Source organism: Micromonospora sp. Llam0, from assembly GCF_003751085.1.
In the GTDB taxonomy this organism is placed as follows: domain Bacteria; phylum Actinomycetota; class Actinomycetes; order Mycobacteriales; family Micromonosporaceae; genus Micromonospora_E.
This window is the reverse complement of the sequence record NZ_RJJY01000001.1, coordinates 3,490,914-3,512,678: the sequence shown is the minus strand read 5'-3', so window position 1 is coordinate 3,512,678 and position 21,765 is coordinate 3,490,914. Positions and strand designations below refer to the sequence as shown.

The 21,765-nt window shown below is 66.6% G+C and carries 26 protein-coding genes and 1 pseudogene; 12 read left to right on the top strand and 15 right to left on the bottom strand.

The genetic code is table 11. From position 1 onward, the window contains the following. Window positions 1–264 precede the first annotated feature (264 nt). The 3 genes from EDC02_RS15305 to EDC02_RS15295 are packed head-to-tail and all read right to left on the bottom strand — an operon-like array spanning window position 265 to window position 1,921. Entirely contained in the window at window positions 265–795 is a 531-nt protein-coding gene (locus EDC02_RS15305; RefSeq protein ID WP_123602541.1) for a hypothetical protein, read from the bottom strand. Continuing rightward, window positions 792–1,583, bottom strand: coding sequence for a hypothetical protein (locus EDC02_RS15300; protein ID WP_123602540.1), 792 nt, complete (start codon window positions 1,581–1,583; stop codon window positions 792–794). The genes EDC02_RS15305 and EDC02_RS15300 overlap by 4 nt, the downstream gene beginning before the upstream one ends. Continuing rightward, entirely contained in the window at window positions 1,580–1,921 is a 342-nt protein-coding gene (locus EDC02_RS15295) for a hypothetical protein (RefSeq protein WP_123602539.1), read from the bottom strand. The genes EDC02_RS15300 and EDC02_RS15295 overlap by 4 nt, the downstream gene beginning before the upstream one ends. A 243-nt stretch (window positions 1,922–2,164) precedes the next feature. Here EDC02_RS15295 and EDC02_RS15290 point away from each other — a divergent pair, with 243 nt between their 5' ends. From EDC02_RS15290 to EDC02_RS15280, 3 genes are all read left to right on the top strand, one after another. Beyond that, entirely contained in the window at window positions 2,165–2,425 is a 261-nt protein-coding gene (locus tag EDC02_RS15290) for a winged helix-turn-helix domain-containing protein (RefSeq protein ID WP_123602538.1), read from the top strand. Between the two features lie 107 nt (window positions 2,426–2,532). Next, entirely contained in the window at window positions 2,533–2,772 is a 240-nt protein-coding gene (locus EDC02_RS15285; RefSeq protein WP_123602537.1) for a winged helix-turn-helix domain-containing protein, read from the top strand. A gap of 108 nt (window positions 2,773–2,880) precedes the next feature. Next, window positions 2,881–3,114 (top strand): GntR family transcriptional regulator, encoded by a 234-nt coding sequence (locus EDC02_RS15280; protein WP_123602536.1) that lies wholly within the window; start codon window positions 2,881–2,883, stop codon window positions 3,112–3,114. Between the two features lie 302 nt (window positions 3,115–3,416). Here EDC02_RS15280 and EDC02_RS41620 read toward each other — a convergent pair whose 3' ends face one another. The 5 genes from EDC02_RS41620 to EDC02_RS15255 form a co-directional block, all read right to left on the bottom strand. Continuing rightward, window positions 3,417–3,698 carry a hypothetical protein gene (locus EDC02_RS41620; protein WP_233605944.1) on the bottom strand — a complete coding sequence of 94 codons (282 nt, stop codon included), beginning with the start codon at window positions 3,696–3,698 and terminating at the stop codon, window positions 3,417–3,419. Between the two features lie 288 nt (window positions 3,699–3,986). Then, window positions 3,987–4,910: a hypothetical protein gene (locus EDC02_RS39550; RefSeq protein WP_148083470.1), complete on the bottom strand. Its 924-nt coding sequence runs from the start codon at window positions 4,908–4,910 to the stop codon at window positions 3,987–3,989. A gap of 173 nt (window positions 4,911–5,083) precedes the next feature. Continuing rightward, window positions 5,084–5,785: a hypothetical protein gene (locus EDC02_RS15265; protein WP_123602535.1), complete on the bottom strand. Its 702-nt coding sequence runs from the start codon at window positions 5,783–5,785 to the stop codon at window positions 5,084–5,086. After that, a complete protein-coding gene (locus tag EDC02_RS15260; protein ID WP_123602534.1) occupies window positions 5,782–6,420 on the bottom strand; it encodes a hypothetical protein in 639 nt (212 codons plus the stop codon). The genes EDC02_RS15265 and EDC02_RS15260 overlap by 4 nt, the downstream gene beginning before the upstream one ends. A gap of 20 nt (window positions 6,421–6,440) precedes the next feature. Beyond that, window positions 6,441–6,701, bottom strand: a complete 261-nt coding sequence (locus tag EDC02_RS15255) for a hypothetical protein (protein ID WP_148083469.1) — start codon at window positions 6,699–6,701, stop codon at window positions 6,441–6,443. A 385-nt stretch (window positions 6,702–7,086) separates the two neighbouring features. Here EDC02_RS15255 and EDC02_RS15250 point away from each other — a divergent pair, with 385 nt between their 5' ends. Further along, on the top strand, window positions 7,087–8,694 hold the full coding sequence (locus EDC02_RS15250; RefSeq protein WP_199757647.1) for a PolC-type DNA polymerase III: 1,608 nt from the start codon (window positions 7,087–7,089) through the stop codon (window positions 8,692–8,694). A gap of 494 nt (window positions 8,695–9,188) precedes the next feature. Here EDC02_RS15250 and EDC02_RS15245 read toward each other — a convergent pair whose 3' ends face one another. From EDC02_RS15245 to EDC02_RS15230, 4 genes are all read right to left on the bottom strand, one after another. Next, window positions 9,189–9,470, bottom strand: coding sequence for a hypothetical protein (locus tag EDC02_RS15245; RefSeq protein ID WP_123602531.1), 282 nt, complete (start codon window positions 9,468–9,470; stop codon window positions 9,189–9,191). A gap of 355 nt (window positions 9,471–9,825) precedes the next feature. After that, window positions 9,826–11,115 carry a hypothetical protein gene (locus EDC02_RS15240; protein WP_123602530.1) on the bottom strand — a complete coding sequence of 430 codons (1,290 nt, stop codon included), beginning with the start codon at window positions 11,113–11,115 and terminating at the stop codon, window positions 9,826–9,828. Beyond that, on the bottom strand, window positions 11,112–11,858 hold the full coding sequence (locus tag EDC02_RS15235) for an ATP-binding cassette domain-containing protein (protein ID WP_233605943.1): 747 nt from the start codon (window positions 11,856–11,858) through the stop codon (window positions 11,112–11,114). Before EDC02_RS15235 ends, EDC02_RS15240 begins: the two co-directional genes overlap by 4 nt. Window positions 11,859–12,757: 899 nt before the next feature. Further along, the gene (locus EDC02_RS15230; protein ID WP_148083468.1) at window positions 12,758–12,976 is read right to left on the bottom strand and encodes a hypothetical protein; all 219 of its coding nucleotides are present in this window, start codon (window positions 12,974–12,976) and stop codon (window positions 12,758–12,760) included. Window positions 12,977–13,074: 98 nt separating this feature from the next. On the opposite strand from EDC02_RS15230, the gene EDC02_RS40245 reads away from it, so the two are divergent. Beyond that, window positions 13,075–13,224: a hypothetical protein gene (locus EDC02_RS40245; protein WP_158632199.1), complete on the top strand. Its 150-nt coding sequence runs from the start codon at window positions 13,075–13,077 to the stop codon at window positions 13,222–13,224. A gap of 182 nt (window positions 13,225–13,406) precedes the next feature. Here the strand turns inward: EDC02_RS40245 and EDC02_RS15225 are convergent, their stop codons facing one another. Then, window positions 13,407–14,129 carry a TetR/AcrR family transcriptional regulator C-terminal domain-containing protein gene (locus tag EDC02_RS15225; RefSeq protein WP_123602527.1) on the bottom strand — a complete coding sequence of 241 codons (723 nt, stop codon included), beginning with the start codon at window positions 14,127–14,129 and terminating at the stop codon, window positions 13,407–13,409. 95 nt (window positions 14,130–14,224) lie between these two features. On the opposite strand from EDC02_RS15225, the gene EDC02_RS15220 reads away from it, so the two are divergent. The 7 genes and pseudogenes from EDC02_RS15220 (at window position 14,225) to EDC02_RS15190 (ending at window position 19,537) form a co-directional block, all read left to right on the top strand. Next, complete coding sequence (locus EDC02_RS15220) at window positions 14,225–15,556, top strand: hypothetical protein (RefSeq protein ID WP_199757646.1); 1,332 nt, start codon at window positions 14,225–14,227, stop codon at window positions 15,554–15,556. Beyond that, complete coding sequence (locus EDC02_RS15215; RefSeq protein ID WP_158632198.1) at window positions 15,553–15,957, top strand: FixH family protein; 405 nt, start codon at window positions 15,553–15,555, stop codon at window positions 15,955–15,957. Before EDC02_RS15220 ends, EDC02_RS15215 begins: the two co-directional genes overlap by 4 nt. Window positions 15,958–15,962: 5 nt before the next feature. After that, a complete protein-coding gene (locus tag EDC02_RS15210; protein ID WP_123602525.1) occupies window positions 15,963–17,111 on the top strand; it encodes a hypothetical protein in 1,149 nt (382 codons plus the stop codon). Then, window positions 17,108–17,650, top strand: a complete 543-nt coding sequence (locus EDC02_RS15205; protein WP_123602524.1) for a hypothetical protein — start codon at window positions 17,108–17,110, stop codon at window positions 17,648–17,650. Before EDC02_RS15210 ends, EDC02_RS15205 begins: the two co-directional genes overlap by 4 nt. A 177-nt stretch (window positions 17,651–17,827) precedes the next feature. After that, window positions 17,828–18,067: pseudogene (locus EDC02_RS15200) on the top strand (transposase); the annotation flags it as partial. Between the two features lie 324 nt (window positions 18,068–18,391). Next, entirely contained in the window at window positions 18,392–18,790 is a 399-nt protein-coding gene (locus tag EDC02_RS15195) for a hypothetical protein (protein ID WP_148083467.1), read from the top strand. Between the two features lie 144 nt (window positions 18,791–18,934). After that, window positions 18,935–19,537, top strand: coding sequence for a disulfide bond formation protein DsbA (locus EDC02_RS15190; protein ID WP_123602522.1), 603 nt, complete (start codon window positions 18,935–18,937; stop codon window positions 19,535–19,537). A 39-nt stretch (window positions 19,538–19,576) separates the two neighbouring features. Here EDC02_RS15190 and EDC02_RS15185 read toward each other — a convergent pair whose 3' ends face one another. Then, the gene (locus EDC02_RS15185) at window positions 19,577–20,398 is read right to left on the bottom strand and encodes an endo alpha-1,4 polygalactosaminidase (RefSeq protein ID WP_123604816.1); all 822 of its coding nucleotides are present in this window, start codon (window positions 20,396–20,398) and stop codon (window positions 19,577–19,579) included. A 354-nt stretch (window positions 20,399–20,752) separates the two neighbouring features. Further along, window positions 20,753–21,682 (bottom strand): HNH endonuclease, encoded by a 930-nt coding sequence (locus EDC02_RS15180; protein WP_123602521.1) that lies wholly within the window; start codon window positions 21,680–21,682, stop codon window positions 20,753–20,755. Between the last annotated feature and the right edge of the window lie 83 nt (window positions 21,683–21,765).

Below are 21,765 nucleotides of genomic sequence, written 5' to 3'. Positions count from 1 at the left end.
GCCGACATGATGCCACGCGCTTCGGGTGCGGCCCTTTTGGAGCGAGGCCATGATTGCGTATGGCTCCGGCGCGGTCACGTGCCGTGGTTGCGGGGAATCCGATTCGGTCGAAGATTGATGCGAAAAATGGTTGGCAGCTTCCGTGGTCGACGATATCGGCTCGGTCGTCGCCGTCGGTTTCAAGCGTCGCCTAGGTTTTCACTAGTAAATTTAGGGCAAAGCGCAGTAGGCGGCCAGCTGGCCGCCTACTGCGCCCGCGACGGGTCACTGCTGTGCTGCGCGGTCGTCGTCTGCTGTGGTGTCGGGTGCCGGCAGATCGGCTTCCTCGACGGGCGCGGGGTCGGCGGCCTCCGGCGGTTTCTCCAGCTCGGCCGGTTCGGAGTGCAGGGCGATCATCGTGGTGGTGTCGTCGATCAGGTCGGTCAGGCCGGCCGGGCTGAGCCCTTCGTCGGTGACCAGGGCGACGACCAGCAGGGTCTGCGCGGTGATGGTCTCGGCGGTGGCGGGCAGGGTGTCGTGCTGGCCGAGGGCGGCGTACATCAGGGTTTCCGCCACGGTCGGGTCGATGGCGGTGCCGGCGGGGTCGAAACGTTCCCGGACGCTGGCCACGAAGCGGATCACCGCGGCCGGTTCGCCGGGCCGGAAGCGTCGGTCCACGGTGAGCACGAACAGTCCGCTGAGCAGGTCGAGGTATTCCTGCCACTGGTCGTCGTCGAAGCGGGCGAGCTGGCGTTCGTGTGCGCCGGTCTGCCCGGCGACCAGGTAGGTCAGGGCGGCGGTGGGTGCGCTGGTCACCGGCTCCTCCAGGTGCGAAAGGCGTCTTCCCAGATGTGGTGGCGGACGAGCTGCCAGAAGGTGCGGAACCTGACGTGGTGCCGGCCGGCGGCGACCAGGGACGCGGCGGTACGGGCGGCGAGGCCGCGTACCTCGGTCAGTGGCTGATGCCCGGGGGAGCTGGCACCGTCGCCGGGCGGATCGCCGTCGTCGGTGTCGGCGGTGGCCGGTCGGGTGCGGGTGAGTGGGCGTCGGGCGGCCAGCCGGCGTAGCCGCTGCTGCGGCGGGTCGTCGCCGTTGGCGAGGGCGTTGAAGTAGCGGTCGAGGGCGCCGGTGCCGACGCCGAGGCTGCCGCCGAGCTGGTCGAGGCGGGCCAGGGCGGTGCGCAGCCGGGCGGCGGCGACCTGGGCGTACGGGTCGTCGCTGCGGGCCAGGCGGTCGGCGGCGGCCAGCACCCGGGGCCGGGCGTCGCCGGTGGCGCCGGCGGCGTGGACGGCGTGCTCGCGGGCGATCCGCAGGCCCCGCATGATGGCGGCGACGCCGACCGGGCGGCTGCCCGGCAGCTGCGGCCGGGCGACGGTGACGGCGTCGAAGACTTCGCCGTACGCCTCCCACGCCTGGTGCAGGGCTTCCTCGTAGCGGTCGACGGCGAGCCGGGCGTCCGGGGCGAGCGTGTGGGCGTCGCCGAGCTGCTCGGTGACGTGGGTGACGGCGGTCTCCAGGGCCAGGCAGACCGCCCGCAGCGCGCCGATCGTGTCGGCGGCGACCTGCAGGGCTGCGGCGTCGGCGGCGTACTCCCGGGTGCTCATGCCGACCTGCTCAGCCAGGAGAAGCGGGGCCGGTCGGGGGCGTCGGCGACCCGGCTCGGGTCGAGCAGGGTCGCGCCGGGCCGGCGGAACGGCAGTCGGTGGTAGCGGTGCATCGTCGTTTCGGCTTCGGTAAGGTCCGCGCACGGTCCGGGCCGTCCACAGCCGAGACAACAGCCGGTGTACGCCGAGGTGGTGTGACTGTCGATGGTCCGTTGCGCCTCGACGACACGTGCACGGGCGTACCGGGTGTAGGAGGTCGCGGAGCGCTGGTCGCCGGCCGGGCGCAGCCGGGTGGGTGGTGGTGGGACGGTCGGGGTGGGGCGGGGGTCGGGTGTCACCGGACGTTGCCTCCCGTACGCGTGGAGATGGCACCCGCCGCTGATGCGACTGTTGTCGCAGGTGGCGGGCAGGTTGACGCACCCGGTCGACCGACAGGCGGCGTCGGCCGACCGGGCTCCTTGCGGGGCAACCACTCCGGTTTGCAGACCAGGGAGCGGCGCGGAGACAGCTTTACATATGCGCCCATACGAAGCAACCCATGAGCGCCGATTTCTTGCCATACAAAGCTGGCGCGTGATCAAATGGGTGCGCAGATCAGGGAGCCGCCCATGCCCGCCAAGCCCAAGTGGGAGAAGATCGCCGACCACCTCCGGAGCCAGATCGTCTCCGGTGAGCTGGCACCAGGCGACAAGCTTCCGTCCACCGCACAGCTGTGCAAGGAGCACGACGTGTCAGCGATCGTCGTGCGCCAAGCCATCTTCAAGCTGCGGACCGAAGGGCTGATCGAGGGCGTGCAGGGCGTCGGCGTGTTTGTCGTCGACCCAAACGACCAGCAGGGCTGAACCCCTGCTGGCCGGCAGGGTAGACGTTCGGACGCCCTGGTGGCTCGGCGGACATTGACGGTGACCTGGCGAGTCAGCCGCTCGCTGATCAGGGGGGAGGGCCGGCGATGCCGCCGAGCGCCAAGTGGATGGAACTCGCCGCCCACATCCGCAAGCAGATCGCGACCGGCGAGCTGTCGCCCGGCGCGAAGTTGCCATCCACGTCGCAGCTCTGCGCCGAGCACAACGTGTCGGCGATTGTCGTCCGCAACGTGATGATCGCGCTCAAGGCCGAAGGCCTGGTCGTCGGCGTGCCCGGTGTCGGCGTCTTCGTCGTCGACGCCAACGAGGCCACCGGTGGGTCGTAGGTGGAAGCTTGCATTTTTGTACCTGCGAACGGCTCGACTGGCCGTGGTCTTGGCTACGCTGGGTTCGTTGCCCATCTACTCAGGTGCTTGGAGTGGTGACCTCGGATCATGCCTTACGCCGTGCCACTTTGGAAATCGATCCGTGATGACCTCCGTGCGCAGGTCAAGGCAGGGCAGTTGAAGCCGGGCGACCGGATTCCGACCACCCGGAAGCTGATGGAGCAACACTCGACGACCTCGGCAACCGTGCGCCGTGCCGTCGACTCGATGATCGAGTGCGGCGAACTCGTCGGCAGGCAGGGCCTCGGCGTGTTCGTCGCAGGCCGATCGGAAGAGGCCTGATCTTTGGCCTGCTATAAGCCTGTCGCTCCTGCTCCTGCCGAGGAAGGAGCGCGCACCCTGGGTCGGCCAAGTCCTCTACGCGGCCCGACACCAGGTTGTGCGTCCGGTACCTGAGCCGAGTTGGCGACAGTGCTGATTAGGGGGTATCGACGGTGCCGCCGAGCGCCAGGTGGGTCGAGCTTGTCGCCCACACCCGCAGGCTGATTGCGCCCGGCGACCTGCCGCCGAGCTGCCGTCGACGTCGCAGCTCTGCCCTGAGCACAACGTATCGGCGAACGTCGTCCGCAACGCCATGATCGCGCTCAGGCCGGGGGCCTGGTCGTCGGCGTGCCCGGCGTTGTGTCTTCGTCACCGACCGGAACGAACGCTTCCTGCGTGGAGGTCTGCCACGAGTGAGCCGCCCGCTCCGAAAGCCGGTAGGCGATAGTCTTCAGTGCGTGACGGCTCGATTTCGCCAGGCGATGCGGTTGATGCGTCGTCGCGATCCGCAGGCTCGGGAAGAGGGCTTCCATCTTCTCCTGCAGCACGCTGCTGAGCATGTCGACGAGTTGATCGCTGAGTTTGTGGCCGAGCGGGATGATCATGGTTTGCGATGTTGGCTCTTGGAGCTTATAGGGCAGGCGCGATCGGCGAAGGCGTTGCCGATCCTGGTGGATCAGATGTATGGGGATGATCCTTCGCTGCGCTCCTGGGCGGTTCGCGGACTAGAGTCCTTGGATACCAAGGAAGCACGCCAGGAGCTTTGGAAAGCGCGCGCTAACGGACCCTTCAACTGAGATGTGTAGCAGGTTGGTCAGCGCATCCGCATCTGCTGTCCGTGCATAGCTCGGACGATACTCAAGCGGGGTTGAGTATCGATGCGGCGGCAACCATCATCGACGGCCGCGCCACGCGGGCCACCTCCAATTGATCCCGGGTGGTGTCGAGTTTTCGAGCAGCGGTTTGAGCTCGCGGTATCGATGAAACCGGACGCCAAGATCGGGTTCTGAATCGAGGTCAGAGCGAAGGTCAGATTCACCGACAATCGGCACGACGAAGTAAATGCCATTGTCGGTTAGTGCCTCAATGAGCGATCTGAGGTAGAAATATCCCGGCATTAGACACGCGACGTGTCCCTCTTGTGTTACAATGCCAATCAATTCGTCATAGTCGTAGACTGGATCGTAGGGTGCTGGGTAGAGGGCGCCGACGTGCCAGGGAATTCCTGCCTCGTCATGGCCGGGGGGCGTCTTTGCGAGAAGTCGATTGATACGTTGTCGATTGTGACATGCACCCATCACTGGCGCATTGGGAGCGGCGAGGAGGGACGGCAGTGTGAAGAGTGAGTCAGTGGATCGGCCAGATCGGATAACCGCCGCCGCGACCGGCCATGAGATTGGCGGAGCGGTTACTTTTTCAAAGCGAGCGTGGGGCGAATCGACCGCCCGACGTAGCGCTAACTCGGTCATTGGGTATCGGTCGCCTTCCAGATAAACTGGAGAGCATGGCGGATAGCCGTCCTCCACGTATCTGGCAATAATTTCAATTGGCACTTGTGCCTCGGAGTCGGCCAAGAGGCCCAGCGCCCTAACGATTTCCCATGGATTGTGATCGGCCAACTGTGAACCGTGTGGCGCGATGGCTGCTGGCGACGCCTGGGCGTACTCGTATACCCGAATGTGTTCTGCTGGTATTCCCGCTTCGATCCATTCTTTGCAGCGGGCGGGGGTTGGCATGGCGGTGCCGACTGTGCGGTTGATTCTCCTGAATGCAGCTGGCGATATTCCCAGCCCCTCCCATTCTGGGATCTCGTCCACTCTCGCTAGGCCGGCTGCAACCAGTGCTGACCACTCTGGGAGATCATTGGAAGCCACATCGCGAGTTTACCCACGCATGAGATCGGCTGCCTCCACCTGGGGCTCCTCTCTGCTGATATTGCCATGAGTTGCCATAGATTTGCCGTGCTCGGAGCACTGCTCGGTCCAGCAAGTTACAGGTTAGACAGGTATGCCTTGAGGCTCTGCATGGCTTGGTGGGTGAGGATGGCGGCGTCTTCGATGTTGGCGCGGGACAGTTCGGCCCAGGTGTAGATCTCCTGCGTACGGTCCTGCCGGCCGCCGGCAAGCAGCTGCGCTAGGCCGAGCTGGCTCGCCCGCATCGCGTTGGCCACGTTCGCCAGTTTGGCCTGCTGGGTCTCAATCTCGTCGAGGATCTGCTGGAGCCTTCCGATGTACCCACCGGTTGACCCTGTCGCCGATCCAGCTCGGGACTGGGTGAGCCGGCGTGGCCGGTGTGGTGGCGCTCGTCGCGGTTCCCGTCTCGTCGGATCGACCGCCCGAAGCACCGGCTTTGGCTCACCGGTACTCGGGATCGCCACTGGGGGCTTGCCATCCGATGGCTCCTGCCCGCCACCACCGGGCTTCCGGCTCATCAAGCGGTCGACGGCCGTACCGGCGGCTGACTTGCCCACCACGCCGAGCATTGCGCCCGCTATCGCACCTCCGGTCGCTGCTGTCGACGGCGGCACGGGAAGACCGGCCTTCGTCGACGCCAACCCGAGCAGCATGCCGACGGCGGCTCCGCCCAGCTCGGCTAACTTGCCGAGTGATTCCTTCGACAGCTCCCGGCGGAACTGCTGGCCGAAGGTCTCGGCCTGCTGCTGACCTTTGCGCTGTTTCCGGCCGTACCTCATGTCTGGACGACCGGGTCAAAGAATGCGCATCCGGTGACGACCATCATTGGGAGGTTGATTGCGATGTCGCGGGCTACCCCCGCCGCCGTCAGCTCCAGGAGCTTCTCGCCGGCGGCTTCCTCCTCCGACTGGTCGGCGTAGAAGGCGCACGCGTCCCACAAGTTGGCGTGCAGGAAGGCGTACGACCACTGGGTGTAGACCTGGATGGGTACCGCGACCGCCGCCTTGTCGCCGATGCCGATCCGGTGCAGGTCGGGTTCCTCGGGCGTGGTGCCGAGGCCCTGGGCGAGGGGGAGCAGCTTGTGGCGGCTGAAGACTGGTTGCAGGTCGCCGTCGGGGTCGAACTCGACGAGCAGGCCACGGGCGATGAGGTCGTCGACGTAGCGTGCGGCGTGCGGCTCTGGCTTCGGCGCGGTTTCCAGCATCCGTACCAGGGAATCGCGGGTGACTGTGAGCTTCGCGTGCTGGTCCGGGTAGAGGAAGGCGGCGGCCCAGACGGCGGCCTCGGTTTCGGTCAGCTCGACCAGGTCGTCACCGAGATGCACCTCGTAGCACTCCGGCGTCGGGTCCGGCGGGCGGACGTACCAGTAGCGGGGACCCATGCTCAGCCCGGCGGGCACGATCACAGTCGACATCAGGTGATCCTCCCAGCCGGTCAGAAGCTCGCCGCGTAGCCACGGCTGGACTCGATCGCGCTCTGCGTAAGCGCCGCCGCCTCTGCCAGCTTCTGCTTCGCCTGCTCGACCTTGGCGATCGTCTCGGACACCTGCGAGTGGCTGGACCCGCTGGTGATGCCGCGCAGCGCCGCCGTACTGCGGTCGAGGGCTTCCGTGCTGGCCCGGATCGCGCCGACCTGCTGGCCGACCTCGTGCCCGAAACGAGCGACGCCCGCCTTGACCTCTTCAACCGAACTCACGCCGACATCCTCCCCATCGGACAATCGCAGTAGCTTCGACCGTACCGGATGAGGTAGTTGATCGGTCGGCTTCATACTGTTGGCTTCGCGAACGATCCTCGGGAAACGATCTTGCCGGATGGACAGCCCGCATGGCGTTGGAAGGAACTTCTCCGGCTGACTGCGGCTGAACCATAGACCGTGAACATGAACCCTTCGGTGGAACCAGACGCGGAATCCAGTGACGTAAGGTGCCGGTCTGAGCCAGTGGAAGTGATCCACAGAGAAGTGTTTCGACCGCCTTGGACCTGATCCGTGCTCGCCGGTCGGCTGAGGTTGTGAATCGCCGTGCGTCGGCTCGGAAACGCCGTCCTCTGCTGATCACGCGGAGGCAGACGCTATCGACATGATTTTGATGGAGGTCGTATTTATGTTCACTCGTGGTGAACTAACTCGCCGAAGTGGCGCCGACCCGCGTGCCCTGACGTACGCCGTCATCGACCTGGAGACCACCGGGCTGCACCCCAACAAGGGATCCCGCGTGTGCGAGCTGGCGATCGTGCGGATGCGGGGCGACGGCGTCGTCCTCGACGAGTACTCGACCCTGATCAACCCAGGCATGCGGATCAACAACGACGAGTACCACGGCATAACCAACGCCGACGTCAAACATGCTCCTACCTTTCAACAGGCCGCCGGCGACGTGCTGGCCTACCTTCGCGACGCCGTCGTGGTCAGTCACAACCTCGACCACGAGGAGAAGTTCCTGATCGCCGAGTTCGGGCGGCTCGGCGTCAACCTCAGTGGTCTTCCCGGGCTGTGTTCGTTGGTCACCGCCCGGACCCAGATTGACAGTTGGGGCTACAAGCTCGAGAACGTGCACCATCTGGTCACGGGGGAGTGGCTCGACGCGGTGCACTCGGCGCTCGGCGACGCAAGGGCACTTGCCGTGACCCTGACGAAGTTCATCAACGAGGCGCCGCAGCGGCTCTCCTGGATCGGGCCGCAACCCGCACCGATTCCGGCGCTACCCCGCACCGGCATCGTCGCACCCAGAGCTGCCGGGCTGCGCAGAGGCACCGAAGGATGGCTGGCCACCCTCACCGCGCGACTGCCGCGCATGGCGTACCCGCCGCAGCCCCGGCCGGGCGGACTGGCCGACTATCGGGCGTTGCTCGGCCACGCCCTGGCCGATGGTCGGATCGTTGGGGAGGAAGCCAACCAACTGGCGGTCGCGGCCACCAACGCCGGACTGACCCAGACCACCGCCCGCCAGGTGCACGAGGAGTTCCTGTCGGACGCCCGAGCCCGAGCCGAGGCCGACGGCGTGGTCACCCCGGCGGAGCTCCGGGAACTGCAGCGGGCTGGTCGGGAACTCGCATCGTCGCACCTGATCAGCGACCTGGAGGAAGCGGCAGCCGCCAATCGGGCCAGGGCCAACGGTCCGCTCAAGGGCTGGCGGATCCTGCCGGTCGGCGACTCGCCCGCCGTTACCGAGGTGATCGACTACGCCGTGGAGCACGGTGCGAAGGCCGCTGTCAGCTTCACCAAGACGGTACGCCTGGTCGTCTGCGACGACCCGCTGGCTGACGATCCTCGGCTGGCGAAGCCGGCTGCGGCCGGTGTCGACGTTCTTGCGCCTGAGCATGCTCGCAAGCTGTTGGAAGACGAGGCCGCGAAACGCGCGACCGGGCTCTTTGCTGACCAGGCCGGTGAGCAGGTCGCCCAACGGATCGCGGCCGAACGGGCCAAAGTAGGTCGACAGTCCCGACCCGAGTGGCACGGGTCCTGGCGCAAGTACGAGCTGACCGACACCCAGTACCACCAGACGTTCGTGGCGCGGGACCGGAGTTGGAACGAGCCGTACGTACACCAGGTCGACATGGCGGAGCTCCGCGAACGGCAGGCCAGGGCCGCGTCGGCGACGCGCAACAGCGGCTGCGCGGTGGTGGTCCTCGCCGGTGGCGCAGTCGCGGCCGGCCTCGCCGAACTCGTCCGTCAGATCGTGGCGTAGCGCGGCACCAGGGCGTAGTGCGCCATGCCGTGAGGCAGAAACCGAGGCGGTCCACGCATCGTCGGTTGTAGACCGCAGCAAGCACCCACACGCCGTCCATCGATACGCTGTCCTTCGGCACGCGGTCCTCATGAAGCGCAGGCCGCCAACGGGGACCGGTAACCTGGGTCGATGCTGATGCGATAGTCGCCTCGACTGGCAGTTTGCTGCTGGTCGGGGCCGATGGTTGCGGTGAGCGACTGCGGCTCGGCGGCCGAGCTCGGCGGCGACGACGGCACCCCCGCCACCCGGGCACCGAACGGTTCGGTGAGCCCGGGGCGTTGTAGCAGGCCCGGTAGACGTAGGTGCGACAGCCGAGCGCGGTGACGTCGAGGTCGCGGCGGACCACAGAGACCGGTTGCGACTCATCGCCGACGCGTCACAAGCTACGGTGCTACAGCCGGTTCGGCCGTCGACACCCGGACATAGCACACGAAACGTGACGCCTTCGGGTATCACCGGGACCGTCGCCACGAGTTCAGCCGCCGCCGCCACGGCGTCGCCGCGTAGGCTCCCAACCCGATGGCGAGTATGGCCGCGCTGAGTAGGAGCGATGCAAGGTCATCTCCTGGGCGTGCGGTGAACTCCCACCAGAAGTACTCGCCCTGCCGGGAGGTGCCCCAGTAGAAGAGGATTACGGCTACCAGCGCCGGCCCTGTCCATGCCAACCGCCAGCCGAGCCACAAGCCGGATAGAAGGGCCAGGCCGGTCCAGGCGAGCCAGGACCGTGCGATCATCAGTAGAACGACTGGGCTTGTCGTCAGTGCTGAGATCCCAAGATAGGCAATTGCGCATGTGATCGTGGTGCCGCAGAGATATCCGCGCTGCCAGCGCCGAAAGCGTCTGGTCGCGACCGCTTCTAGCGTGGAGAGGTGGCTATGCAGGCCGAGAACGGGAAGTGTCGCGGCTGCCATGGCCAAGAAACGCCAAATCGGTACGGTGATGCTTCCATCCCGCGTGGCCGTTGGTAGCGCTGTCTCGTAGTCGCCGAAAGTAGCAGCAAGTGCGGCTAGTATCGTCGTAGCTGTAAGGACATGGCTGAGACGTCGAGCGGCGAGGAAAGCGCGTTCAGGTGCTGCGGTCGTGAATTTTTCACGAACTCTTGTCGCAGTATCTTCCATGGATTTCACCTACCTCCCGCCGAGCCCAGTCGAACTGCTGATCCTGTCTGAGATCGTTAGCGATCGCGCGTCCGGCCGCGAATGCCTCCTGCATGTGGTCAGGGGCGTTGGTTTGATAATCGGGCTGTCCGTTTCCTGCTAGGTAGGTTTCCAGCCAGGCGTTCAGAGTGGAGAGGCGGGCCTGGTCTGCGGAGGTCAATGAGTCCCAGATGCAGGCTGCCCCGGAGTGGCCCGGGAAAGTGGCCGTGACGATGGCATTTGCGATGTCGCTTGCATATGACCACGGGCTGCCTTCGAGTATGTAGAAGTGGGGCGAAGCCTCCTCGATTTCGTATATCACTCCGTCGTCGATGCGGACTGTGCGCTCCACCCCGAATTGGATGATACGTTCCGGTCGCTCAAACTCCGCCGGCAACTGATCGATTCTAGCGCTGATATCAGTAATCGATGATAAATACTTCCTGTGTTCGGGCCAGATGCATATCGTGACCGTTCCGTTGGTGCAGAGGGCGTTCCTCCCTATCGGCTCGCGGTCGACAACCAACGGTCTTGCTGCTGCCACGCCGATGACCATAAGAATTGTGGTGAGTAGTGCTGCGGCGACGGGAAGGCGAGTGCGGGAAGGCTTGGTTGGAATCCAGGCCAACCCAACAATGAGTGCTGCTATGGTCAGCATCCGAAATGTGATACCGAGGGGGTCGATCATGGTATTCGGATGCCCGCTTACCACGATGAAGCCGCCCGCTCGATCCAACAGGGCGAGAAGGAACAGGAAACCAACAGAGGCGGTCATGGCTGCGAAGACTGGGGTGAAGAGCTTGCCGATCAGCCAGCCTATCGCTGTGGCAAACAGGGTGACGAAAACGCCAAGAAGGAAGTATCCGGCCCAGACTTGTACGCCAGGTGGAAATGATCGGGCGGTTATTGCAAATGCAACTGCCTGCCCGGTTAAATAGGGGGTTAGCAGGATGATCGTGGTCGATCCAAGTCGGTATGCCTCCAACCTATGGGTGCGAACTGAAGCGGTCGAAATTTGTTCGTCTAGCCCGTGCCTGTTCGTTGCGCTCGCTGCCCATGCTGCGGCACCTGCGCCAAGTATGCCGACGAGATAAGCGGGCACCTGTGCTGCGGCGCCGGTCTCCGGCCAGGAGCCAATCCAGAAGTTGCTACGCAGAAACAGCACCGCCAGGTCTAGTGCAATCAGAATGGGCATAGCCACCCGGATCGGTGAGTTGCGAATATGGAGCCACAGGATTCTCATATCCGCTGCTCTCCCTCTGGCAGCAGGTGTATGTATGCGCGTTCAAGCGCGGTATGTCCTGGGAGATCCGCACAGTCCATACGTTCGAGTTCGGCAACTGTGCCATCGAACCTGGCTGCCCCGGCATAGAGCACGACAACTCGGTCGGCCGTTGCGGCAACGTCATCAATCAGATGAGTGCTCAGTAGCACGATGGTATTGCTAAGTCCGGTGATGATCTTTCTGAAGTGCAACCGTTGGCGTGGGTCGAGTCCGACGGTGGGCTCGTCGAGCAAAACAAGGCGTGGTTGCCCGACGATTGCCCATGCGATGCCGGCCCGCTGTCGCATCCCACCCGACAGTTTTCGCATCCGGCTCCGCCGCTGGTCGGTCAGGTCAACCTGTGCTAGCGCTTGATCAACATGTCGGCGTAGATCAGTTGTGGAAACACCGCGAAGCCACGCAGCATAGGTCACAAAATCAGTGACGGTCATCTGAGGATCGAAACCAAAGTCCTGAGGCAGGTACCCAATTCGATCACGGACGGTGCGGGCCGTTCGTTCGGAGTCGATCAGGACTTCGTCGATGCGGATGGTTCCCGAGCGCGGTGGCATGATGGTCGCGAGGGTCCGGAGCAAGGTCGTCTTTCCGGCACCGTTCGGGCCGAGTAGGGCTGTTATACCCGGTCGTAGTGTCAGGTCAAGGCTGTCGATGACGGTCTTCCTGTCATACCCCTGCACCAGTGAATCGAGAACCGTAGTCACAATATGTAGATCCTTAACCCCACTAAGGCGGGGAGTGCGAATCAACGCACTCCCCGCCATTGATCTGGTTTGTCAGTGAACGTTGATCGTTCCCCTGACTGCGCTGAAAGTGCAGTCAGCGCCACTGTGAGTCGTCATGTTGCCCTGCGTGCGGTAGACGGGAAGTGACCTGAGGCCCTGGAAACTACATTCCATCACCGACTGGTAGATCGTGCTGTAGGAAGCTCCGGACGGGGGATCGCACTTCTGTGCCCACGCGGTGTTCCACCACTGGGTGTAACAGTTTCCGGCCTTGCTGGACGTGCCTGCTGCTGATGCAGGACCGACGGTGAGACCGATCGCTCCGGCGGCGAGCACTCCCAACACCGCTGCTTGCGCGAGTTGTACGCGTAGGCGTGACTTGGGCCGACTCGTGGTTGTACGCATGACATTCTCTCAGATCGGGACTGCGCGGCCTCGGGAAACGCTGAGGCCACCTTGGACTCTAGATGCCGGCGGTCTGTCGAGTCAACGTCGAGGGAACTTCGTAATTGATATTTCGGACACAGGATGGGCGAGTGCGCAGATTTTGGATGTTCCGCCTGCTCAGGCGTGCCTACCCGCACTTCGTTCCGGCAATTGATCGTTGGGAACTGACCACATCATGAAGCTGACGTAGAGACGCCGACCGGCTGACAGTCGAGAGTGCACCTTGCCGGCGCGGGGCGTGCGCGGTTGGATCAGGCTGCCGCCCCAGCTGGCCTGCTCGTCGATGACGACCACGCCAGCGGGCGCGCCTGGTACCGCTTCGACTCCGGCGGCGGCTCACCGTGGGTGGCGCGGGACGCGCCCGGTTCGTACGCGGTGGAGCTGCCCGCCTCGGCCGCCCAGACGCAGACCACGTTCTACCAGATCACCGCCTACACGTCGGCGGCTGTGAAGTGCAAGGTGGACTCGTACCTGGCGGGCGGGATCGCCCGGGTGCGGTGCCGGGACGCTTCCGGGGCCTTCGTCGACTCCCGGTTCACGATCACCTGGACGGTGCACAACCTGTTGCAGCAGATCGCGCCGACGGCGTTGGCGACGGTCGGCGACACGTACCCGTCGGGTGGGTCGGCACCGGCGATCACCTGGACCAACGGCAGCTCGGTGAGCGGCGACTACGCCGTGACCCGGACCGGCACCGGGCGGTACGAGATGGTGTTCCCCGCAGATCATCGACTACTCCGGCCACGCCGTGGCCCACGCGTCGGGCTATCAGGAGGCGCACTGTCACGTGCAGTTCTGGCACCCGGTCGGCAGCGCCGACATGGAGGTCGGCGTGACCTGTGTGAACAGCGCCGGCAGCCTGGTCAACACCCCGTTCACGGTCGGCTTCACCTGGTGAGATGTCACCACACCCGGCTCGGGGGTCGCCACTCGCGCGTGACGTGCGAGTCAATTGGGGGGAGTGGGAGGCCGGTCGATGGTGCGTGGACTTCTGGTTCGACCCGAGCTGCCCGTACGTCTCCACCCGAGTGAGTGTCTTGGGGCCTGCTGACCGACGGAGGGGCATACGCGGCGGGCAGGTCAGGCGTCCCGATCCGTCGCCGTCGCCAGCCCGGCCAGGACCATGCCGAGTCGTCGTTCGAAGACGGTGTCGTGGTCGGGAGAGTCGTCCGCGTCGAGAATTATCTTGGCCAGGTAAGGATGATCGCCCGTGCCGAGCAACTCGGTGACGAACGGCGTCATGTGCTGCTGCCAGCCGGCCCGGTCCAGCCCGGTGCGCCGGTGCGCTTCGGCGACGCCCAGCTCCTCGCGGACGAATCCGTTCGTGAACTGCAGAACCGTGCCCACCATGTCGAGCATCTCGTCGATCGGCCGGCCGGGAGCGTCCACGCAGGCCATCGCATACTCCATCATCCGGATGTAGTTGGGACCCAGCGTCGGCCGGTGGCCGAGGCGGGTCGCCCACGGATGACGGTGCTGCAGGCGACGGGTGCTGCGGGCGAGCCCGGTCAGGCCGGCGCGCCAGTCACCGGAGGGCGCGCGGGTCAGCTCGAGCTCGCCGAGAACCGCGTCGTACATGAGCTCGGTCAGGTCGTCCCGTCCGCCGACGTGCCGGTAGAGCGCCATCGGGCTGTGCCCGACCTTGCCGGCCACCGCGCGCATGGTCACCGCGTCGAGGCCGTCCGCGTCGGCGATCGCGATCGCGGCGTTGGTGATCGTCTCGTGGTCCAGGGTGCGTGCCGGTCCCCGGCCCTGTCCGGAGAGACGGGCCCAGATCACCGGCCGGGGTTCTGACTGTGTCACTGAGTTCCTCTCGTTGGTCAGATCATATGCGTCGTGTACGGTGTACTCGACCAGTCGAGTACGTTGTATACGACTGACGAGACGGGGGCTTGCCAGTGCGGGACATCAGGTGGATCGCGACGCTTCTTGCCGCCGTGGTGACGCTGCTGGCTCTGGGTGCCTCCCCTGCGCACGCGGACGGCGCTCCGGCCGGCACCGACATCCACGTCTCCCAGAGCCTCGGCGAGCGGGAGCTCACCGTGGTCCTGCGCCGGGTCGACGTCGTCCCGGGGCCCCTGCGGGTGGACGTGGTGACGCACGCCGGCAGCCCTGCGGGCACGCTGACACTCCGCCTGGGGACAGGCGTGGCCACCGTCCGGCTGGGCGCCACCCCGGGGACCTATGGAGCCACCCTACGGGTCGATCGCCCGGGTACGCAGGAACTGCTGCTCGACGACGGGTCGACCGTCGCCTCGATCCCGTTCGTCGTGCCGGCGGTCGTGCTCACCACCGCCGAGACCCTCACCTACTACGGCTTCGCGGCGGCCGGCCTGCTGCTTCTCGGTGCGCTGGGCGCGAGCCTGCTCGCCCGCCGGGCCTGGCCGGCCCACGTCGCGACGTCCGGCCTCGCAGCGGCACTCGGGGTCGCCGTCACCGCGGCCACGCTCTCCAGGCCGGTCCCGGCGCCGGCGCCGGTCCCCAGGCCACCGGTCACCCTGCTGACCTCCTCCGAGCCCGCCGGCGACGGCGTGACCCTCGTACAGCTCTCCTTCACCGACAGTGCCAGCGGCCGGCCCGTCGACGACCTGGTCGTCCACGACGCGGCCTTCGTACATCTGCTGGTGGTCACGCCTGACCGGACCTTGCGCCACGTCCATCCGGTGCGGACCCGACCCGGCGAGTACGAGGTCCACCTGGCCACGCCCCGGCCCGGTCACTACACGCTCACCGCCGAGGTCGCCCGCAGCGGAGGAGGCCCACAGCTCCTCCGCTCACCGGTCGGCTTCGAGGTCGCCGGGTCCGCTGTGGCGACCGTCCCGGACACCGCGCAGGCTCGGGTGTCGAACACCGCGCAGGCTCCGGTGCCGGTGACGATCTCGGGCCGCAGGGCCGGCGAACCGACCACGATCGTCGCGAACTTCGGCGAGGCCGACCTGCAACCGTGGCTGGGCATGGTGGGGCACCTCATCGCCGTCGGCCCGCTCCCGCCCGACGCCCCGGCAACGGCGGTGCAGGATGCGCAGGTGTGGGCCCACGTCCACGCGATGGGGCCGCGACCGGACATCGGCGCCCAGCCACCGGACGAGTCGGTGGCCGACCTGGGGCCCGAAGTGTCCTTCACCCACACCTTTCCGTTGCCCGGCCGCTACCAGCTATGGATGCAGGTCCAGCGCAACTACACGCTGATCACCGTGCCGGTGATGCTCGATGTCGGAGCACCCCGATGAGCCCTCGGCGGCAAGCACTGGTCACATTGGCCGTCGCCGCAGTGGTGATCATCTCCACCGTCTGGTTCGCCCGCACCACCGGGTCGGACGAGCAGACCGCCTTGCGGGGGACGGCAGGGCACCGCGACGTCGAAGTCGTTGTCACTGCGACGGTCGGCGACCGGAGCGTGGAGATCCAGCTGAGCGATCCGGCCGGGGTGACCGAGGTGCGGCTGGAACCCGCGATGACCGAAATGGGCCACGCCTACCCGCCGCTGACCGCCACCGCCGTCGACCGAGGGACCGGCCGGTATCGCGCCGAGACGCACTTCGACATGGCCGGCCGCTGGGAGCTGACCGTCGTCGTCGACGACGACGCCGGGACGGAACGGGCCGTACTCCCGTTCTCCGTAACACCGTGAGTGACATGACCCCGAAGGGACGGACGATGACCCGGACACATACCGAGGAACCGCGAGCCGGATCGGCGGCGTTGTTGCCCGCCGGGCTGGTCCTGGCCGGAGCGATGCTGTCCCTGGTCGGCTGGAGCTGGGACATCCAGTGGCACAACGATGTCGGCCCGGACACCTTCTTCACCCTGCCGCATCTTTTGCTGTACAGCGGCAGCGCGCTGTGCGGTATCACTGCGCTGGTCGTCGTTCTTCGCACCACCGCGGCCCAGCGATCCGGCCGACCGATCGATCCGGCCGTCGGCGGCCGATCCGTCCGGGTGCTCCGCGGCGCGTTCGCGGCACCCCTCGGATACCTGATCGTCGGGCTGGCCACCGCAACGTTCCTGCTCTACGGGCTCTGGGACCAGTGGTGGCACAGCCTGTACGGGTTCGACGCCCAACTCAACTCGCCGCCGCACATCGGGCTGTTGCAGGGCAACTTCGCGACCATCATCGGCTCGATGGTGACGTTCGCCGCCGCCCGGCACGAGCGTTGGGGCCGGGCCGGTGTGTACATCTCACTGGCGATGCTGGTCGCCTTCGCACCCGTACTGGCCGATGCCTTCCAGCAGGCCAGCGGCCCGGTCGACCTCGTAGCGGTGTGCATCGCCTGCCTCACCGTGCTGACGCTGATCACGGCCACGGTCCTGACGCGGCGGCCGGGGGCGGCCCTGATGGTCGCGGTGACCCTGGCCGCGATCCAGTCGCTGCTGTGGTTGATCACCCCGTGGGCGACGAGCACCTACGCCGACGCGGTCGGACTGCCGATGCGCGACTTCACGTCGCCGCAGCCGGTCATGCCCAGCTGGATACCGCTGAGCACCGTGGGCGCAGCGCTGCTGGTGGAGCTGGCGTGGCTGATCGCCCGGGCCCGCAGTGTGTCGGCCAAGCCGGTGATTCCGCTCTTCGCGGCGGTCGGAGCCGGTCTACTGGCCGTCCTGATCCCCTTGCAACAGGCCGTTCTCTACGGTGTCCAGCTGCCGGGCTTCGTGGAGATCGTCGTCTACATCACCCCGACCGTCCTGGTCGCCGCAGCGGTGGGGGCGGCCACCGGGATCCTCGCCCGGCGCGTGGGGCTGATGCTGAGGTTGCTGGACACGTCGACTCTGGGGGTGGCGGCATGAGGCGGCTGTTGGCACTGCTGCTGACGATAGGCGTCGTGCAGGTCGTCACCATGGCCCCGGCGGTCGCGTACGAGCCGGTGACGATCGTGCACACCGAGCGGGTGACGATCGGGCCGTACGCGATGACGGTCGGCTTCAGCCGATGGCCGATGCGGGCCATGCAGTCGCTCGACTTCACCTTCGACATCGACGGCGGGTACGCGGGAAAGTCCGGACACGTCGACGCAGAACTGCCCGGGCGGCCCAGATCCGACGAAGATCGCTGGGACCTCGCCCGGCACCCTCGCAAACTCGACGTCTGGGGTCTCAACATCCAAGCCCTGCCGGCCGAGGGCACCTGGACCTTCCACTTCACCGTGAACGGTCCCGCAGGTGAAGGGAAGGGCTCGCTCGCGGGTCTTCCGGTTCTCGCCCAGCCCGGGCCGCCGCTGGCGTTGAGCTGGTCGGTCGCGGGGTTGCCGGCAATCCTGCTGGCCACTCTCGTGGTCGTCGCGCTCCGCCGCACCCGCCGGCAACGCGGCACCCTCACCCCGACCTGACGAACGGAGAACCATGACCACGGCAATTCACCACACGAAGTTCGCCGTGGCGTAGAGCTCATCAACGCGTGTCTGCCGGTGCTGGGTGTGTACAACTAACGGCGGATCTGCTGATCAAGGGAGATGCGCCAGATGACGACCGAGACCACCATCGAGCAGGAGCCCGCAGGCGGGTCGGTGGGTACGACCACGGATGAGCAGTTGATCGCGCTGCTGGTGGACCGGGCACGCGGTGACGGGCTGAAGCTGACCGGTGAGGGCGGTCTGCTGCAGCAGCTGACCAAGCGGGTCCTGGAGTCCGCTCTGGAGGGCGAGATCACCGACCACGTCGGCTACGACAAGCACGACCCGGCCGGCAAGGGCACCGGGAACTCCCGTAACGGCACCCGGACGAAGACCGTGCTGACCGCCGGGCCCCCCGCCTGCTACGGCGCCGAGCCGGAGGTGGCGGAGAGCGAGACGGCGGTCCGGGTCCGGATCCGGGTGGGCCTGCTGCCGGAGGCAGCCGACCAGGAATGCCCGGCCATCGCCGTGGAATCGGTTGTCCTGGTGCGCCTGGCCGCCCCGCTGGCAGGCCGTACGGTCGACTACCTGACCTGACGGCCCCCGGTCCCACTCCCGCTCGATATGGCCGCACGGAATGATCACTCATAGTCGACACTCGTTGCTTGGGAGGGCTCCCTCTGACACCATGTTCCGCATAGGACCAGGTGGGAGGCCGCTATGGCGTGGACGGGTTGGTTGTCGCTGGTCGTCTCCCAGCTTGCGGTCATCTACGTTGCCGGCTACATCTTCGTCAGGGACGCGCTCAAGGCACTGTTCCTCGGCGAGAAGCTGATCTGCTATCTACTTTGTCTCGGTCTGCTGGCGATCGATGGGCTGGTCTTGACCGGCGTTGTCGGGCCCGGCTGGCCGCCGTCGGCGCGCATGAGCCTAGGCCTGCTCGCGATCGCGCTACAGGTGTTCCTCGTGAACGACATCTTCTATCGGCTGAGCATCATCGAGCCGGCGGACTCGTCGCCCCTGAAGGTGATGCTGGGCATCGACGGCTGGTCCCGGCGGCGGCGGCGGATCAGGTTGGACCTGTACGGTATCGGCCTGCTTGTCCTCGCCGAGGTCTGGTTGCTCACCTCCGCGTGACGGCCTCAGCCTTGTTCTACCGATCTCGCGGGGCCGTCGCGATGGTCTGCCCAGTACCTCTCCTGCCGACCCGGCACCGCTACCGGCCCGGTGGCCGACACTCGGGCGTAGCGTACGAAGCGAAGAGGGAGGGTAGGCCGGCCGATGGCGCGGACAGTGGACTTCTGGTTCGACCCGAGTTGCCCGTACACGTGGGTGACGTCGCGGTGGATGGTCGAGGCCGCGACGGTACGGCCGCTCGACATCCGCTGGCACGTGCTGAGCCTGTCGGTCCTCAACGAGCATCGTGAGGTCGACCCCGAAGGTGACACGCAGGGATACCTGTGGGGCCCGGTCCGCGTGTGTGTCGCGGTCGAGCAGCGGTACGGCCAGTCCGGGCTGGAGCGGTTCTTCACCGCGTACGGTCGGCGGGTCCACGAAGGCGGCGAGTGGGTGCCCTTCGGTGAGGTCCTGGCGGACGCCGGACTGCCCACGGAGTTGGCTGCGGCGGCCGAGACGGCGGAGTACGACGAGGCGGTACGGGCCTCGCACGCCGCCGGCATCCGGCTCGTCGGTGAGCACGTCGGCACCCCGATCGTCGTCACCGACGACGGTGCCGGCAACCGGTTCGCCTTCTTCGGGCCGGTGATCTCCCGGATCCCGCGTGGCGAGGAGGCCGGCCGGCTCTGGGACGGGGTCGTGCTCGTCGCCACGGTGTCCGGCTTTCACGAGCTGAAGGGCCGGCCACCCGTACAACCGCAGTTCTGACTGTCGTCGACCTTTCACCCAAAGGGTCTCCGGGCGTGCTCAGCAGGCCCGGTAGACGTAGGTGCGACTGCCAGGCGCGGTGACATCGACGTCGCGGCGGACCACGGAGACTCTCGCGCCGACTGCCGCGCACGCCTTGGTGTAGGCGTCGTCGGTGTACTCGATGTCGATGACGTTGTCGCCGTACACCCTGGTGTAGTCGCCGCATTCGTCGTAGCGGCCGCATTCCTCGGCGATCGCGAAGTCGAGGCCGGCGGCTTTGCCTCGCGTGCCGAGTTCGGTGGTGTTCTTCTGGCCGATGGCTAGCCCGGCTGCGTGCGTGTGCGGGGCGAGCAGTTTCAGGTATTCGACGGCGTCGTCGAGGGTGAGCAGGTCGTCGGAGCGGTAGTACGAGTCGATGTTGTCGGGCTCGACCGCCTGGAAGCCGTCGGCGGCGCAGCCGTCGATCCAGTCGTTGACGATGCCGGCGATCGCGGTGCGCTTCGCGGCGGTGGAGATGTCGAGCAGGATCTCGTTCCAGTCGCCGTCGACGACGTACTCGCCGTCGGCGTCGCGCAGCAGCAGGTCGTCGTGGTTGCGCTGCCACCAGGTGACCTCGTGAGGCTGCACCTGGAAGGCGTTGACGTAGCAGATGTTGTAGAGGCCGGCGGCCGGGGCTGCCTCGCGGTCACGGCTGACCACTGTGACGCCGCTCGGCGGGGCGTACGCCTGGCCGATCTGGTAGTCGAACCGGGCGTCGACCGGCGGCAGGGTGACCGCGGCGCTGGCTGTGCCAGCGGGCGCACCTGTGGCTGCGGTCGTGGCATCTCCGTCGGCGGCCGTCGGCGTCGGGCCTGGGGTGGCGTCTCCTTCGGCGGCCATGGCCGTGCCGAAGCCGATGGTGGCGGCGACGAGCACCGCACCGGCGGCGAGATGGACGGCAACGTTACGCAGGACCACGGCTGGACTCCGGTGTGGCTCGGGATCTGCCCGCCTCGATGGTTGCTGACGGTCACACTGATCCGATGTGCAGTGGCGTCGCCCCTGATCGGTCGATCAACCACATTGTCGTCGATACCGTACCGGGCCAGCCGGTGCGAAGCTGGTTGGCCTAGGAACGGCCTAGCCGATGCGCAAGGTCGACGACACAGCGCTGTGACCGACTTCGACGGTCAGTAGCGGCGGCTGCTGAGTAGCTCGACGTGCCAACGAACCGACGCCATGCGCACCTGACCGTCAGCGCTTGAAGACCGCGTCGGTGTGCCATTCGAGCAGGTCGTGATCGGGGCGGCGGGCCTTCTGCTCGGGTACGGCGATCTGGGTGCCGGCGCGGGCGTAGAACTGTTCGCCGTTGCCGAAGTCGTCGCGCAGGCGTCGGCTGACCAGCAGCCGGTACTTCGGGTCGACGCCCAGGTAGCCCTGGTCGAAGAGGATGTGTACGTCGGCCCGTAGCAGCATGCCGTTGTGGATGCGGTGCTCGCCGCCGGCGGCCACCGGGCGGATGTGCGCGGCCTGTAGCGCCGGCCGGAGCTTGCTGTCGGTGATCGCGCAGCGCCGGGAGTACGTGTCGAGCACGACCGCCTTGAACGACTGCTGCCCGAGGCGCTGCGGCCGGAGCCGGGGGTCGCCGAACACCGGACCCGGTCGGTGCCAGGTGCCTTCCGGGTCGACCCGCACCTCGCCGCCGAGCAGCAGTTTCGTCAACTGCTCGAAGTAGTCGAAGTGCGTGCCCGACGACAGGTCGTAGGTCTTGCCCTGGGTGAGGTTCGACGGGAACTCCGGCGGCGGCTCCGGCTGCCGGCCGTCGGGGAAGAAGACGGTGTCGCGGATGAAGATGCAGCCGATCACCGGGTCCTCGCCGGGGCCGATCGGATCCCTGCGGTACTTGCCGATGTCGCGGGCCATGTCGACGAGGGAACCCGCCCCGTTGGCCTCCCCGAACAGCCCCCACGCTTCCGAGAGCCGCAGCTTCGCGAACCCGCTGAAGAAGCCGCCGCCGACAATCCGGTTGTGCGGGTAGCGGCTCTTGAAGAAGAACGGCTCGCCCGGGGTGAGGGTCTTGAAGCTGCCGCCGCCGGGACGCCAGAAGTTGACCTCGTTGATCTGCGGCCGGGCGGCGAGGAAGCTGCGCCACTCGCCGTCGGTGACCCCCACGAACGCCTTCACCCGGTCATCTTGCTCGGCAAGCGGCGCAGCCCGGTATGGGCCGACCGGCTGACAGTCGAGAGTGCACCGCCGCGACGGGTGAT

What these genes read in the sequence shown, in the direction of transcription:
- EDC02_RS15300 (WP_123602540.1), bottom strand. Translation starts at nt 1,583, where the DNA reads ATGAGCACCCGGGAGTACGCCGCCGACGCCGCAGCCCTGCAGGTCGCC.
- EDC02_RS15290 (WP_123602538.1), top strand. Translation starts at nt 2,165, where the DNA reads ATGGGTGCGCAGATCAGGGAGCCGCCCATGCCCGCCAAGCCCAAGTGG.
- EDC02_RS15285 (WP_123602537.1), top strand. Translation starts at nt 2,533, where the DNA reads ATGCCGCCGAGCGCCAAGTGGATGGAACTCGCCGCCCACATCCGCAAG.
- EDC02_RS15280 (WP_123602536.1), top strand. Translation starts at nt 2,881, where the DNA reads ATGCCTTACGCCGTGCCACTTTGGAAATCGATCCGTGATGACCTCCGT.
- EDC02_RS41620 (WP_233605944.1), bottom strand. Translation starts at nt 3,698, where the DNA reads ATGATCATCCCGCTCGGCCACAAACTCAGCGATCAACTCGTCGACATG.
- EDC02_RS15265 (WP_123602535.1), bottom strand. Translation starts at nt 5,785, where the DNA reads ATGAGGTACGGCCGGAAACAGCGCAAAGGTCAGCAGCAGGCCGAGACC.
- EDC02_RS15260 (WP_123602534.1), bottom strand. Translation starts at nt 6,420, where the DNA reads ATGTCGACTGTGATCGTGCCCGCCGGGCTGAGCATGGGTCCCCGCTAC.
- EDC02_RS15250 (WP_199757647.1), top strand. Translation starts at nt 7,087, where the DNA reads ATGATTTTGATGGAGGTCGTATTTATGTTCACTCGTGGTGAACTAACT.
- EDC02_RS15245 (WP_123602531.1), bottom strand. Translation starts at nt 9,470, where the DNA reads ATGATCGCACGGTCCTGGCTCGCCTGGACCGGCCTGGCCCTTCTATCC.
- EDC02_RS15240 (WP_123602530.1), bottom strand. Translation starts at nt 11,115, where the DNA reads ATGAGAATCCTGTGGCTCCATATTCGCAACTCACCGATCCGGGTGGCT.
- EDC02_RS15215 (WP_158632198.1), top strand. Translation starts at nt 15,553, where the DNA reads ATGAGCCCTCGGCGGCAAGCACTGGTCACATTGGCCGTCGCCGCAGTG.
- EDC02_RS15210 (WP_123602525.1), top strand. Translation starts at nt 15,963, where the DNA reads ATGACCCCGAAGGGACGGACGATGACCCGGACACATACCGAGGAACCG.
- EDC02_RS15205 (WP_123602524.1), top strand. Translation starts at nt 17,108, where the DNA reads ATGAGGCGGCTGTTGGCACTGCTGCTGACGATAGGCGTCGTGCAGGTC.
- EDC02_RS15190 (WP_123602522.1), top strand. Translation starts at nt 18,935, where the DNA reads ATGGCGCGGACAGTGGACTTCTGGTTCGACCCGAGTTGCCCGTACACG.
- EDC02_RS15185 (WP_123604816.1), bottom strand. Translation starts at nt 20,398, where the DNA reads ATGGCCGCCGAAGGAGACGCCACCCCAGGCCCGACGCCGACGGCCGCC.